At 65.3% G+C, this 12,165-nt stretch carries 11 protein-coding genes; 5 read left to right on the forward strand and 6 right to left on the reverse strand.

Translation table 11 applies throughout. The features are described from left to right. Positions 1-9: 9 nt before the first annotated feature. Positions 10-987, reverse strand: a complete 978-nt coding sequence (locus ACTJKQ_RS01290) for a hydroxymethylglutaryl-CoA lyase (protein WP_440595745.1) — start codon at positions 985-987, stop codon at positions 10-12. 118 nt (positions 988-1,105) lie between these two features. On the opposite strand from ACTJKQ_RS01290, the gene ACTJKQ_RS01295 reads away from it, so the two are divergent. The 3 genes from ACTJKQ_RS01295 (at position 1,106) to ACTJKQ_RS01305 (ending at position 3,037) form a co-directional block, all read left to right on the forward strand. After that, entirely contained in the window at positions 1,106-2,008 is a 903-nt protein-coding gene (locus ACTJKQ_RS01295; RefSeq protein ID WP_099729820.1) for a LysR family transcriptional regulator, read from the forward strand. A 205-nt stretch (positions 2,009-2,213) separates the two neighbouring features. After that, positions 2,214-2,522, forward strand: coding sequence for a winged helix-turn-helix transcriptional regulator (locus ACTJKQ_RS01300; protein WP_015013381.1), 309 nt, complete (start codon positions 2,214-2,216; stop codon positions 2,520-2,522). Positions 2,523-2,677: 155 nt separating this feature from the next. Further along, complete coding sequence (locus ACTJKQ_RS01305) at positions 2,678-3,037, forward strand: FKBP-type peptidyl-prolyl cis-trans isomerase (RefSeq protein WP_056061897.1); 360 nt, start codon at positions 2,678-2,680, stop codon at positions 3,035-3,037. A gap of 143 nt (positions 3,038-3,180) precedes the next feature. Here ACTJKQ_RS01305 and ACTJKQ_RS01310 read toward each other — a convergent pair whose 3' ends face one another. From ACTJKQ_RS01310 to ppsA, 4 genes are all read right to left on the reverse strand, one after another. Beyond that, on the reverse strand, positions 3,181-3,705 hold the full coding sequence (locus ACTJKQ_RS01310) for a hypothetical protein (RefSeq protein WP_440595746.1): 525 nt from the start codon (positions 3,703-3,705) through the stop codon (positions 3,181-3,183). A gap of 124 nt (positions 3,706-3,829) precedes the next feature. Next, positions 3,830-5,926 carry a VC_2705 family sodium/solute symporter gene (locus ACTJKQ_RS01315; RefSeq protein ID WP_440595747.1) on the reverse strand — a complete coding sequence of 699 codons (2,097 nt, stop codon included), beginning with the start codon at positions 5,924-5,926 and terminating at the stop codon, positions 3,830-3,832. Further along, a complete protein-coding gene (locus ACTJKQ_RS01320; RefSeq protein WP_440595748.1) occupies positions 5,919-6,263 on the reverse strand; it encodes a DUF4212 domain-containing protein in 345 nt (114 codons plus the stop codon). The genes ACTJKQ_RS01315 and ACTJKQ_RS01320 overlap by 8 nt, the downstream gene beginning before the upstream one ends. 67 nt (positions 6,264-6,330) lie before the next feature. After that, the gene (gene ppsA / locus ACTJKQ_RS01325; RefSeq protein WP_440595749.1) at positions 6,331-8,721 is read right to left on the reverse strand and encodes a phosphoenolpyruvate synthase; all 2,391 of its coding nucleotides are present in this window, start codon (positions 8,719-8,721) and stop codon (positions 6,331-6,333) included. Between the two features lie 264 nt (positions 8,722-8,985). On the opposite strand from ppsA, the gene ppsR reads away from it, so the two are divergent. Beyond that, the gene (gene ppsR, locus ACTJKQ_RS01330) at positions 8,986-9,807 is read left to right on the forward strand and encodes a posphoenolpyruvate synthetase regulatory kinase/phosphorylase PpsR (RefSeq protein WP_056061884.1); all 822 of its coding nucleotides are present in this window, start codon (positions 8,986-8,988) and stop codon (positions 9,805-9,807) included. 185 nt (positions 9,808-9,992) lie between these two features. Here the strand turns inward: ppsR and ACTJKQ_RS01335 are convergent, their stop codons facing one another. Then, positions 9,993-10,922 (reverse strand): LysR family transcriptional regulator, encoded by a 930-nt coding sequence (locus tag ACTJKQ_RS01335; protein ID WP_440595750.1) that lies wholly within the window; start codon positions 10,920-10,922, stop codon positions 9,993-9,995. 109 nt (positions 10,923-11,031) lie between these two features. Between ACTJKQ_RS01335 and ACTJKQ_RS01340 the strand changes: the two genes are divergently transcribed. Next, positions 11,032-12,018 (forward strand): 2Fe-2S iron-sulfur cluster-binding protein, encoded by a 987-nt coding sequence (locus ACTJKQ_RS01340; RefSeq protein ID WP_440595751.1) that lies wholly within the window; start codon positions 11,032-11,034, stop codon positions 12,016-12,018. Positions 12,019-12,165 lie beyond the last annotated feature (147 nt).

Here is a 12,165-nt window from a genome sequence, read left to right on the forward strand (position 1 = left end):
GAAAGGGGTTCAGGCCGTTGCTGCTTCGCGCAGCACGGCGGGTGCGGCATTCTGCGGCAGCCCGGCCCGCCAGAGGGTGCCATGCAGGGTCTCGCCCGCCAACCATCCGGCCACGCGCTGGCGCAGCGCGAGCAGCGCAGTCACATCGATGCCGGTAGCGATGCCCATGCGCTCCAGCATGAACACGAGGTCTTCGGTGGTGACATTGCCGCTGGCTCCCGGCGCGTGCGGGCAGCCGCCGATGCCCGCCAGGCAGGCATCAAAGCGCGTGATGCCTGCCTGCCAGGCGGCATAGACGTTGGCCAGGCCCATGCCGCGCGTGTCGTGGAAGTGCGCGCAGGCCAGGCGGTCGCCCACCAGCGCCCGCGCTTTGCCAAACAGGCGGGCGACCGCAGCCGGGTCGGCATAGCCCACGGTGTCGGCCAGGCTCACGCGGTCGGCGCCCGCATCCAGCAGGGCCTGCATCAGGCGCAGCACTTCGCTCTCAGCCACCTCGCCCTGCAGGGTGCAGCCAAAGGCCGTGCCCACGCCACCTTCGATCAATGTGCGGCTGCCGCTCGCGTCGCGCAGCGCGCGGATGCGCGCCACCTCGGCCACCACCTCGTCGGGGGTCTTGCGCAGGTTGGCCAGGCTGTGGGCGTGGCTGGCAGACAGGGGAACGATCATCAGGTCGGCACCCTGCTCCAGCGCGCGCTCGGCGCCTTTGATGTTGGGCACCAGCACCGAGGCCACCAGGCCGGGCAACGTTTTGGCGTGGGCCAGGACCTCAGCCGTGTCGGCCAGCTGGGGCAGCAGCCGGGCGGGCACAAAGGAGCCCACCTCGATCTCGCGCTGGCCGGCGGCGTAGGCAGCGTTGATCCATTCGATCTTGTGCGCAGTGGACACCACCGTGGCGATGCTTTGCAGGCCGTCGCGCAGGCCAACTTCGCGGACGATGGCGCGGACCACCGGGGGCTGCGGGTCGGATGGGATCGGTGAGGTGTGCACGGGATGTCTCTTTCGGATGGGTCTGGACAAGATTCTAAAAATTCCCGAATGAATCAGAAAATACATCTCGGAAGCCGTAACATTCCCAAATGGAACATCACAACCCTGGAGGTTTGCCATGCGCGACCTGGACTTGCAGACCCTGCGCCTCTTTGCCGCCGTGTGCGAGCAGCGCAGCATTGCGCGTGTGGCCGAGCAGGAGTCCATCGTGGGCTCGGCCATCAGCAAGCGGCTGGCGCAGCTGGAAGACACGGTGGGCACACCGCTGCTGCTGCGCAAGCGCCGGGGCGTGGTGCCAACGCCTGCCGGCGAGACGCTGCTGGAGCATGCCCGCACGATGCTGGCCAGCGTAGGGCAGATCGAGCGCGACATGGCGGCCTACGCCACCGGCACCCGGGGCCATGTGCGCATGCTGGTCACGGCCTCGGTCATGGCCGAGTCGCTGGCCGACGATGTGGCGGCCTTTCTGCAAGACCCGGCACACCGCAACATCCAGATCAGCCTGGAGGAACGCGTGAGCCCGGACGTGGTGCAAGGCGTGCGCGACGGCAGCGCGTCCATCGGCATCTGCTGGGACGCAGCCGACCTGTCGGGCCTGGAAACCAGCGCCTACCGCAGCGACCACCTGGCTGTGGTGGCACACGAGTCGCACCCCGTGGCCCAGCTGCAGAGCGTGCGGTTTGCCGACGTACTGGAGCACGAATTCGTCAGCATGCCCGCGCTCAGTGCAGTGCAGGTGCTGCTGGCGCGGGCCGCTGCGGTGGAGGGAAAAATGCTGGCCCACCGCGTGCTGGTGTCCAACTTTGACGCCGCCCTGCGGGTGGTGCGCGCCAACCTCGCCATCAGCGTGGTGCCGCGCGAAGTGGCCCAGCCGTTTGCCCAGTTGGCACCGGTGCGCATCGTCCCGCTGAGCGACCCCTGGGCCCAGCGGCGCTTTGCCATCTGCTACCGCAGCGCCCAGTGGCTGCCCCCCGCGGCCCAGTTGCTGGTCGCGCATCTGGCGGGGCTGGGGCGCAGCTGACAGGGGCCAAAAACCGTGGCCCTGTCGCAACAGTTTGATACGCAACATTGTATTTTTCGCCACTAGCGCATGTGTGCTGTGCGTTCTGAGCTACTAAACTTGTAGCAAAATGGGTTCCGCGCTATAGTCTCAGCGCATCAGCGGGCCCGGTTGACGGCGACCCGCACTGAATCCAGATCCAACACTTGCGCGAGGAGAAGCGTCCATGAGCTCCAAAGAAAATGCTTCCATCAACCAGCTTTTCGAGAAACTTGAATGCCGCTATGCGCTGCGCGTGCTGTGGGCCCTGAAGGACGGCCACCCCCAGACGTTCCGCCTGCTGCAGGACAGCGTGGGTGGCATCACCCCCAACACGCTCAACACCCGCATCAAAGAGCTGCGCGAAGCCGGTTTTGTGGACCATGGCAGCGACGGCTACACCGTCACCCCCTCGGGCGCTGACCTGCTCAAGCGCCTGTCGGACGTGCAGGCCTTTGCCACACGCTGGGTCGCAGGCCGCGCCAAGAAGGCCTGAGCCCTCTTCCCTCCCCCTGCGCGCCCTGCCCCGCAGGGAAAAGCCCCGCCGGACCTCCGCGCGGGGCTTTCGTTAAAATAGGGGTCAAAATAGCTTCAAGCGCAATCAAAACATGCGCCTGAAGCTATATTTTTAATAGCAAACAAGGAACTCCCATGGCACTGACCACCACCGCATCCGGCCTGCAATACGAAGACACCACCGTGGGCGAAGGCGCCGAAGCCACCAAGGGCCAGAACGTGTCGGTGCACTACACCGGCTGGCTGTACAACAACGGTGAGCAAGGTGCCAAGTTCGACTCCAGCCGCGACCGCAACGACCCTTTTGAATTTGCACTGGGCGCCGGCATGGTCATCAAGGGCTGGGACGAAGGCGTACAGGGCATGAAGATCGGCGGCCAGCGCACGCTGATCATCCCCGCCGCCCTGGGCTACGGTGCGCGCGGTGCGGGCGGCGTGATCCCCCCGAACGCCACGCTCAAGTTCGACGTGGAACTGCTCAAGGTGGGCCGCTGATCTCAGCCCCCTTCCGGTCTACATCGGCAAAACAAAAGCGGCCCTCGGGCCGCTTTTTTCATGCCCGCGCATCTTGCAAACGGGCTGTGGCTGTGGAGCCCTCAGGCTCCTATCCACCAGGACCAGTCCAGAACCCCGGGACCTCAATCAAACAGTGCCTTGTCCAGCCGCTCGAACTTGGCCTCACCCACCGCCTCCCGGATTTTGGGGGCCAGTGCCGCCAGGTCTTCAAAACTGCCTGCGCCCTCCACCGCGAGGTTCAAGCGAAACCCGCGCAAGCCCAGCGCCGCCGTCAGCTCCGTGGCGATGGGATATGCCGCCTGGTAGCGCTCCATGGGCGAACGCCCCGAGCCTTCGACGGGCGACGCCACCGTGCCCAGATCGGTGGCGGGAGCTTCTGCCAGCGTGGCGGATGCGATGGATGCACTGGCAGCAACGGAGCCCACGACTGCAGCAGCCATCTGCCCCCCGACCGGCGCCAACAGCCCCTGGGCGATCATGGCCTGCACATCGTCCTGCGTGATACCCATGGCCGCCGTGGCCGCCAAAATCTCCCCCGTGGTGCGCTTGCCGTCAAAAAGAATGAAGGCCGAGCGCTGGCGCGAGCTCAGGCTGCCGTGACGGTCCTTGAGTGCTTCCTGGCCTGCGGGGGTTTTGACGAGAACCATGAGTCTCCTAGTAGTGAGCAGTCGCGGGGGACGCCGCAAGGCTATCACCTGCGAACCAGAATCCCATGTTTTGGCACCTCTGCAAATCGGGGTTTACACATAACCCCCGCGCGGCGCCAACCCCTCACATCTCCGAGCGAATGCGTGGCAGCGGAGGTGCAGGCCGGGTGATCCAGCTGACCACCAAGGTGACGAGCAGGCCACAGGGCACACCAAACACCCCGGCCGAGATGGGCTGGATGCCGAACCACAACCCATCGGCCAGCAGCCAGCGCGGCAGCACGTGCATGGCGGGCACATGCGACAGCATGTAGTACACCGTGATGGTCAGCCCGCCCAGCATGCCCGCCACCGCGCCTTGCCGCGTGGTGCCCCGCCAGAAGATTCCCAGCACCATCACCGGCACAAACGCCGACGCCGCCAGCGAGAAAGACGCCGACACCATGGGCAGGATTTCGGATGGCTTGAGCGCCGCCACAAACGCAGCCGACAGGGCTACGGCGAGCAGCGTGAACTTGGTCAGGATCACCCGCTGCTCGGGCGACGCCTGGCGGCGCGTGTCCTGGAAATACAGGTCGCGCACGAGCGCATTGCTGATGGTGAGCAGCAAGCCGTCGGCCGTGGACAGCGCCGCCGCCAGGCCCCCTGCCGCCACCAGGCCCGACACCACGTACGGCAGCCCGCCCAGTTCGGGCGTGGCCAGCATGATGAGGTCAGCCCCCAGCCGGATCTCGCCAAACTGGATCAGGCCATCGCCGTTCACGTCTTCCACCGACAGCAGCGAGCTGTCCACCCGCGACCACTGCGCCATCCAGGTGGGCAGGGCCTCAAAACTGCTGCCCACCAGGTTCTGCATGACCTCGAACTTCACCAGCACCGCCAGCGCGGGCGCACTGAGGTACAGCAGCGCAATGAAAAACAGCGACCAGCCCACCGACGCACGGGCCGCAGACACCGTGGGCGATGTGTAGTAGCGGGTCAGCAGGTGGGGCAGCCCGGCGGTGCCCACCATCAGGCAGAACATCAGCGCCAGAAAATTACGGCGCGTGAGCTCGTAGTCGCGTTGCTCCTCGGGGGTGCCGTGGGGGTCGCCGGCATAGGCCTGGCTGTGGGGCGGCAGCCCGCCCAAAGGACGCGCGCGCTCGTAGTTCTCGCGCATTTCGCGGGTCCAGCGCTCGCGGGCAGCTGCCGCATCGCGGGGCAGCGCCGCCAGCTCGCGGCTGGCGGAGACGATCAGGCCCACATCAGCGTTCTGCGCACGCAGGGCCCGGATGCGCTCACGGCCCTTTTCGCGTTCACGCTCCAGGGCCGCCTCCACATCCTGCAGGCGCGCTTCGAAGTCCTTGGCGCGCTGCAGGTAAGCCTGCACCACCTGGTGTTCGGCCGGGGAGTCGAGCAGCTGTGCCTCCAGATCGGCAATCTTGCTGATCTGCGCGCCATATACCAATGGCGCCAGCGGGTTGCCCAGCTGCTTGTACGCCAGCCACGACACCGGGATCATGAACGCCAGCAGCAGCACGACATACTGCGCCACCTGCGTCCAGGTGATGGCCCGCATGCCGCCCAGGAACGAGCACAACAGCACCCCGCCCAGGCCCAGCATGATGCCGATCTCGAACTGCACGCCGGTGAGGCGCGACGCAATCAGCCCCACGCCGTAGATCTGCGCCACCACGTAAGTGAACGAGCACAACACGGCTGCCAGTGCGGCGATGACACGCGGCCAACGCCCGCCAAAACGCACGTGAAAAAAGTCGGGCACGGTGTACAGGCCCATGGCGCGCAGGTGGGGTGCAATGAGCATGGCCACCAGGCAAAAGCCCCCCGTCCACCCCAGCAGATAGGCCAGGCCACCGGCCTGCCCCGGCGTGCCCGAAAAGCCCTGCAGGTACAGCGCGCCCGACAGACTGATGAACGAGGCTGCACTCATCCAGTCGGCCGCCGTCGCCATGCCGTTGTACATGGGCGGAATGCGCCGCCCTGCCACGTAGTAGTCCTCAGGGTCCGTCGTGCGGCCGTACACGCCGATGCCGGCGTACACCATGACGGTGAGGAACAGAAAAATCGGGCCGATCCAGTGGCGCGACAGCCCCTGGTGCTCAGCCCAGGTCATCAGTGCCAGAAAGCCCAGCACCCCCGCCACGTACAGCGCCAGGATGCGGTGCAGCCGCCACAAATAGGCGCGGTCCGCCTCGGCGCTGCCTGGCTTGCGATCAGCCATGGGCGCGGTCTTCTGCGGGACGGGCGGAAAGCTCCAGCGCCTCGCGCTGCTGCTGGTCCTGCCGCTCAAAGTGGTTCATGGCCCAGCCGTAGGCGACCACGATGGCGATGAACACCAGCACAGCGCCCTGCGCCGCAATCCAGTAGCCCAGAGGCCAGCCCCCCACCACCAGTACCTGCAGGTCGCGGGCGAAGTAGGTGGCACCAAAAGACACCAGGGCCCACAGCAGGAGCAAACCTGCTTTGAGCCACAGGTGTCGCACGTCGTGCAAGTCGGGGGGAAACGGCCCCGCCATCTCGGCGTCGGCGGGGCGGGTAGCGGGCTGCTGCAACGGCATCACTGGCGCGGCATCACGGACGCGATGGCGGGTGGTGCAGTTGGCACATGGCAGCCCGGTCGGTGCGTCAGCCTGCCAGTTGCTGCCAGGTGGCAATCACGCTGTCGGGGTTGAGCGAAATCGACGAGATGCCCTCCTTGGCCAGCCACTGCGCAAAGTCCGGGTGGTCGCTGGGGCCCTGACCGCAGATGCCGATGTACTTGCCCTGGGCCAGGCAGGCCTTGATGGCCTGGTGGATCAGTGCCTCGACAGCCGGGTCGCGTTCGTCAAAGTCCTGCGCAAGCAGCTCCAGGCCCGAGTCGCGGTCCAGGCCCAGCGTGAGCTGGGTCAGGTCGTTGGAGCCAATGGAGAAGCCGTCGAAGAACTCCAGGAAACGCTCGGCCAGGATGGCGTTGCTCGGCACTTCGCACATCATGATGACCTTGAGGTCGTCCTTGCCGCGCTGCAGGCCATGGCTGGCCAGCAGCTTGGTCACGCGTTCGGCCTGGCCCAGCGTGCGCACAAAGGGCACCATCACCTGCACGTTGGTCAGGCCCATGTCGTAGCGCACGCGCTTCAACGCCTCGCACTCCATGGCAAAGGCTTCGCCGAAGTCTTGGCTGATATAGCGGGCGGCGCCACGGAAGCCGAGCATCGGGTTTTCTTCCTCGGGCTCGTAGCGGCTGCCGCCGATCAGCTTGCGGTACTCGTTGGACTTGAAGTCCGATAGGCGCACGATGACGGGCTTGGGCCAGAAGGCGGCGGCGATGGTGGCCACGCCTTCAGCGACCTTGTCCACGTAGAACGCGCGGGGCGATGCATGGCCACGGGCCACGGATTCCACGGCCTTCTTCAGGTCGGCATCAATCTGGGGGTAGTCCAGGATCGCCTTGGGGTGCACACCAATGTTGTTGTTGATGATGAACTCGAGCCGCGCCAGGCCAACGCCTTCGTTGGGCAGCTGGGCAAAATCAAACGCCAGCTGGGGGTTGCCCACGTTCATCATGATCTTGGTCTTGATGGGGGGCATCGCGCCGCGCTGCACTTCGGTGACTTCGGTTTCGAGCAGGCCGTCATAGATCTTGCCCGTGTCGCCCTCGGAGCAGCTCACCGTGACCAGCGTGCCATCCTTCAGACGCTCGGTCGCGTCGCCACAGCCCACGACGGCCGGAATGCCCAGCTCGCGCGCAATGATGGCGGCGTGGCACGTGCGGCCTCCCCGGTTGGTGACGATGGCGCTGGCGCGCTTCATCACGGGCTCCCAGTTGGGGTCCGTCATGTCGGTGACCAGCACATCGCCGGGCTGGACCTTGTCCATCTCGGAAATGTTGTGCACCAGGCGCACGGGGCCGGTGCCAATCTTCTGGCCGATGGCGCGGCCCTCGGCCAGCACGGTGCCTTGGCCCTTGAGCTTGTAGCGCAGCTCGGCCTGGCCCTTGGCCTGGCTCTTCACGGTTTCAGGCCGTGCCTGCAGGATGTAGAGCTGGCCGTCGGTGCCGTCCTTGCCCCACTCGATGTCCATGGGGCGGCCGTAGTGCTGCTCGATCACCAGCGCGTAGCGGGCCAGTTGCTCCACATCGGCGTCGGTCAGCGAGTAGCGGTTGCGCTGCTCGGTGGGCACATCAATGGTCTTGACGAGCTTGCCGCTGGCGGCCTTTTCTTCAGGCGTGGAGAACACCATCTGGATCAGCTTGCTGCCCAGGTTGCGGCGGATCAACGCCTTCTTGCCTGCCTGGAGCATGGGCTTGTGCACGTAGAACTCGTCGGGGTTCACGGCGCCCTGCACCACCGTCTCGCCCAGGCCGTAGCTGCTGGTGATGAAGACGACGTCCTCAAAGCCGGACTCGGTATCGATGGTGAACATCACGCCGGCGGCGCCCAGGTCGGAGCGCACCATGCGCTGCACACCGGCCGACAGGGCCACCACATCGTGCTCGAAGCCCTTGTGCACACGGTAGGAAATGGCGCGGTCGTTGTACAGCGACGCAAACACTTCCTTCATCTTGTGCATGACTTCGTCGATGCCCACCACGTTCAGGAATGTTTCCTGCTGGCCGGCAAACGATGCGTCGGGCAAGTCCTCGGCCGTGGCGGACGAGCGCACGGCAAATGAGGCGGCGGGGTTACCAGCGCTCAGCTTGGCAAATTCGTCGGCAATGGCCTTTTGCAGGTCGGCTGGGAAGGGCTGGGCCTCAACCATGGCGCGAATCTCGGCACCGACCTGTGCGAGGGCGCGCACGTCCTCGGTATCCAGGCTTTTGAGCTTGGCACTGATGCGGTCGGCCAGGCCGTCGTAGGCCAGGAACTCGCGGAACGCGTGGGCGGTGGTGGCAAAGCCCGTGGGCACACGCACGCCCTGCGGCAGCTGGGAGATCATCTCGCCGAGGCTGGCGTTTTTACCGCCAACGGCCTCGACATCGGTCATTCTCAGGTTTTCAAACGGTACGACCAGGGCGGTCGGGCTGAAAAGTGCAGACATGGGAAAGCTCCAGAAGTTGAAACCGGGTCTGCGCGCCTGCCCCCTGAGAGCGATGGGCGAGCGGCCATGCACAGGCTGCAGCTTTGTCGTTGTGGTTGTAGGCCGACGGTGTGCATGGTGAGAATTGGATAATTGTGACAATTGTAGGCCCGCGCATCTGGCAACGGGCTGACGCTTTCACGCGACTGACGCAAAACGGGGAATTGCCACTTCTTTGTGGTGTCCACCCGGCTGGCGCAAGCCGCATCCAAAAAAAGGGGCTCCATGCACTCGCGCACCGTATTTTTTGTCTCTGACGGCACCGGCATCACCGCCGAAACCTTCGGCAACGCCATCCTGGCCCAGTTCGAGATGAAGCCGCGCCATGTGCGCCTGCCGTTCATTGACACCGTGGACAAGGCGCACCAGGCGGTGCGCCAGATCAACCACACCGCAGAGGTCGAGGGTAAAAAGCCCATCGTTTTCACCACGCTGGTCAACATGGACGTGCTCAAGGTCATCCAGGAGGGCTGCAAGGGCATGCTGCTGGACATGTTCGGCACCTTTGTGCACCCGCTGGAGGAAGAGCTTGGCATCAAGTCGCACCACCGCGTGGGGCGCTTCAGCGACGTGAGCCGCAGCAAGGAGTACACGGACCGCATTGAAGCCATCAACTTCAGCCTGGCCCATGACGACGGCCAGAGCAACCGCGATCTGGCGGGTGCCGATGTGATCCTGGTGGGCGTGAGCCGCAGCGGCAAGACCCCCACCAGCCTGTACTTGGCCATGCAATGTGGCCTGAAAGCCGCCAACTACCCCCTGATCCCCGAGGATTTCGAGCGCCGCCAGCTGCCCCCGGCCCTGGTGCCGTTTCGCAGCAAGATCTTTGGCCTGACCATCAGCCCCGACCGCTTGGCCGAGATCCGCGCCGAGCGTCGCCCCAACTCCAAATACGCCAGCATCGAAAACTGCCGCGCCGAAGTGGCCGAGGCCGAAGCCATGATGCGCCGCGCGGGCATCCGGTGGCTGTCCACCACTACCAAATCGATTGAAGAGATTGCGACGACCATCCTGCAGGAGGTGCGGCCGGAGCGGCTGGTGTATTGAACAGCGTTGGGTGACAACGCTGCCACCAACCGACAACCACTAACCCCTCGGAGTGGCGATCAGAATGTTGAATAAAAACCGGGCCTACCGCCTTACTTACAAGAAAAGCAAGCTACAGATAACATAGCAACCTCTAAGAGAACGAACGGCGCAACCTGGCGTGCGCCGCTGGCTCAACCCACAGATCACGGTAACCCACCGCCAACGGTACCGTCGCCCCCAAACAGCTCAAACACCATCCCGCGCAGCCACTGATTGACGGGTTCGCGGTGCACCTTGGCGTGCCAGAACATGCTGATGGGCGCGTCAGGCAGTTTGACGGGGTGCGTGCGCACCACCAGGCCAAAGGGCTCGACCAGCTTGAGCGCCAGCCGCTCGGGCACCGTCGCCACCAGCGCCGTGCTTTGGAGGATGTGGCCCACGCTCACAAAGTGCGGCACGCTCAGCCGCACCAGGCGGTCAATGCCAGCCTTCTGGATCAGCTCATCCACCTTGCCGTGCCCCGTGCCCGCAGACACGATCACCAGGTGCTCTGCCGCCTTGTAGTCCGACAACAGCAGCTTGGGCCGGTCCAGCGCGTGGCCTTTGCGGAACAGGCACACATAACGCTGGCGGAACAAGCGCCGCTGGAAGAACCCGGCTTTCAGCTGCGGCAGCAGGCCGATGGCCAGGTCCACCTTGCCAGCCTCCATGTCTTCGCGCAGATGGGCGGCGTTGTTGCGCACGGTGTTCAGCGTGACGCCCGGCGCCTCCCGCCCCAGGCGCTCCAGCAGCGCGGGAAGGAAGACGATCTCGCCAATGTCTGTCATGCCGATGGTGATGGTGCGCTTGAGCGTTGCGGGCGTGAACTGTGTGCGCTGGTTCAGCCCGCTGTGGATCATGCCCAGCGCATACCCCACGGACTCGCCCAATTGCTCGGCAAAAGGCGTGGGCACCATGCCGCCCGAGGTGCGCAGGAACAGCTCGTCGCCAAAAATGCGCCGCAGCTTGGCCAGCGCGTTGCTCACGGCAGGCTGCGTCAGCCCCAGGTTGTCGGCCACCTTGGAAACGCGCCGCTCGACCATGAGTTGCTGAAACAGCACCAGCAGGTTCAGGTCGATATCCGATAGCTCCATCGCCACTCCATCAGCTCGGGTGATATGAAGTGGCGATGGTATTGCAGCCAGTGATTCGCAGGCGCTTTCGTGGGCACAATGGGCTGGATGAAATCGAACGCAGCCCGCCATGGACATCCTCGTTCAGCCGCTTAACCGCGTGATCCGCGCCGAGCCCGGCGTGAACCTGCTCGACGCCCTGCGCGCGGCGCAGGTTCCGATGTCGTATTCGTGCCTTTCTGGGCGCTGCGGAATCTGCCGCTGCCGGGTGCTGTCTGGTGAGGTGCTCGATGGCGGGCGCGAGCAGCAGCGCCCGCTGGACGGCGTGGACGGTGCCGTGCTGGCTTGCCAGACCTATGTGACCGAGCCCTGCACCATCGAAGTACCCGCCCCCGAAGAGGCCGTGGTGCATCGTGCGCGCGTGGCCAAGGCCACCGTGGTGGCCATCGAACCGCTGGCGGCAGACATCCGGCGCCTGCTGCTCAAGGTGGCAAAACCCATTGCGTTTTCACCGGGGCAGTACATGCAGCTGGGGTTCACGCCAACGCATGTGCGCCCCTACTCCATGGCAAACCTGCCCGGCGAGCCGCTGCTGGAGTTCCACATACAGCTCATGCCCCAGGGCCGGGTCAGCGGCTACATCGCCGGGCAGCTGAAGGTGGGGGACAAGGTCAAGGTCAGCGGGCCGCTGGGTGCGGCGTATCTGCGCCAACAGCACACGGGGCCCATGCTGTGCGTGGCTGGGGGCACCGGGCTGGCGTCGGTGCTGTCGGTGGTGCGCGGCGCGGTGGCTGCGGGCATGCGCAACCCCATTCACCTGTACTTCGGCCTGCGCTCGCCGCGCGAGCTGTATGGCCTGGCATGGCTGGACCATCTGCGCAGCGTGCACCCTGCCCTGCAGATGCATGTGGTGGTGGCCTCGGGCGCCGACCCTGCCACGCAGCGGCGCGGGCTGGTGACCCAGGCCATCGAGCAGGACCACGCAAGCCTGCGCGGCTGGCAGGCGTACCTGTGCGGATCGCCGCCGATGGTGGAGACCACCACACTGCTGGCGCTGGGCAAAGGCCTGGAGGCGGCGCACCTCCATGCCGAGGCTTTTTACATGCAGGGCGACTGATTCCGTCTCCAAATCATCCGTATCGTTGTTGCTTCGCCTTGCCGTGCCACAGCACTGTCTGCGGCTTCGCGCCTAGACACGAATGATTTGGAAACGGAATGAGGCTCTTGGAGTCGTCAGAATCCACTTGAACCGCTCACTCAGCGC

This window comes from Acidovorax sp. 22279 (assembly GCF_052045435.1).
Lineage (GTDB): Bacteria > Pseudomonadota > Gammaproteobacteria > Burkholderiales > Burkholderiaceae_C > Acidovorax > Acidovorax delafieldii.

Bases quoted from the DNA above. Each gene is read 5' to 3' on its own strand.
- ppsR (WP_056061884.1), top strand. From the start codon at position 8,986: ATGCACTCGCGCACCGTATTTTTTGTCTCTGACGGCACCGGCATCACC.
- ACTJKQ_RS01315 (WP_440595747.1), bottom strand. From the start codon at position 5,926: ATGGCTGATCGCAAGCCAGGCAGCGCCGAGGCGGACCGCGCCTATTTG.
- ACTJKQ_RS01295 (WP_099729820.1), top strand. From the start codon at position 1,106: ATGCGCGACCTGGACTTGCAGACCCTGCGCCTCTTTGCCGCCGTGTGC.
- ACTJKQ_RS01310 (WP_440595746.1), bottom strand. From the start codon at position 3,705: ATGGTTCTCGTCAAAACCCCCGCAGGCCAGGAAGCACTCAAGGACCGT.
- ACTJKQ_RS01335 (WP_440595750.1), bottom strand. From the start codon at position 10,922: ATGGAGCTATCGGATATCGACCTGAACCTGCTGGTGCTGTTTCAGCAA.
- ACTJKQ_RS01305 (WP_056061897.1), top strand. From the start codon at position 2,678: ATGGCACTGACCACCACCGCATCCGGCCTGCAATACGAAGACACCACC.
- ACTJKQ_RS01340 (WP_440595751.1), top strand. From the start codon at position 11,032: ATGGACATCCTCGTTCAGCCGCTTAACCGCGTGATCCGCGCCGAGCCC.
- ppsA (WP_440595749.1), bottom strand. From the start codon at position 8,721: ATGTCTGCACTTTTCAGCCCGACCGCCCTGGTCGTACCGTTTGAAAAC.
- ACTJKQ_RS01300 (WP_015013381.1), top strand. From the start codon at position 2,214: ATGAGCTCCAAAGAAAATGCTTCCATCAACCAGCTTTTCGAGAAACTT.
- ACTJKQ_RS01320 (WP_440595748.1), bottom strand. From the start codon at position 6,263: ATGCCGTTGCAGCAGCCCGCTACCCGCCCCGCCGACGCCGAGATGGCG.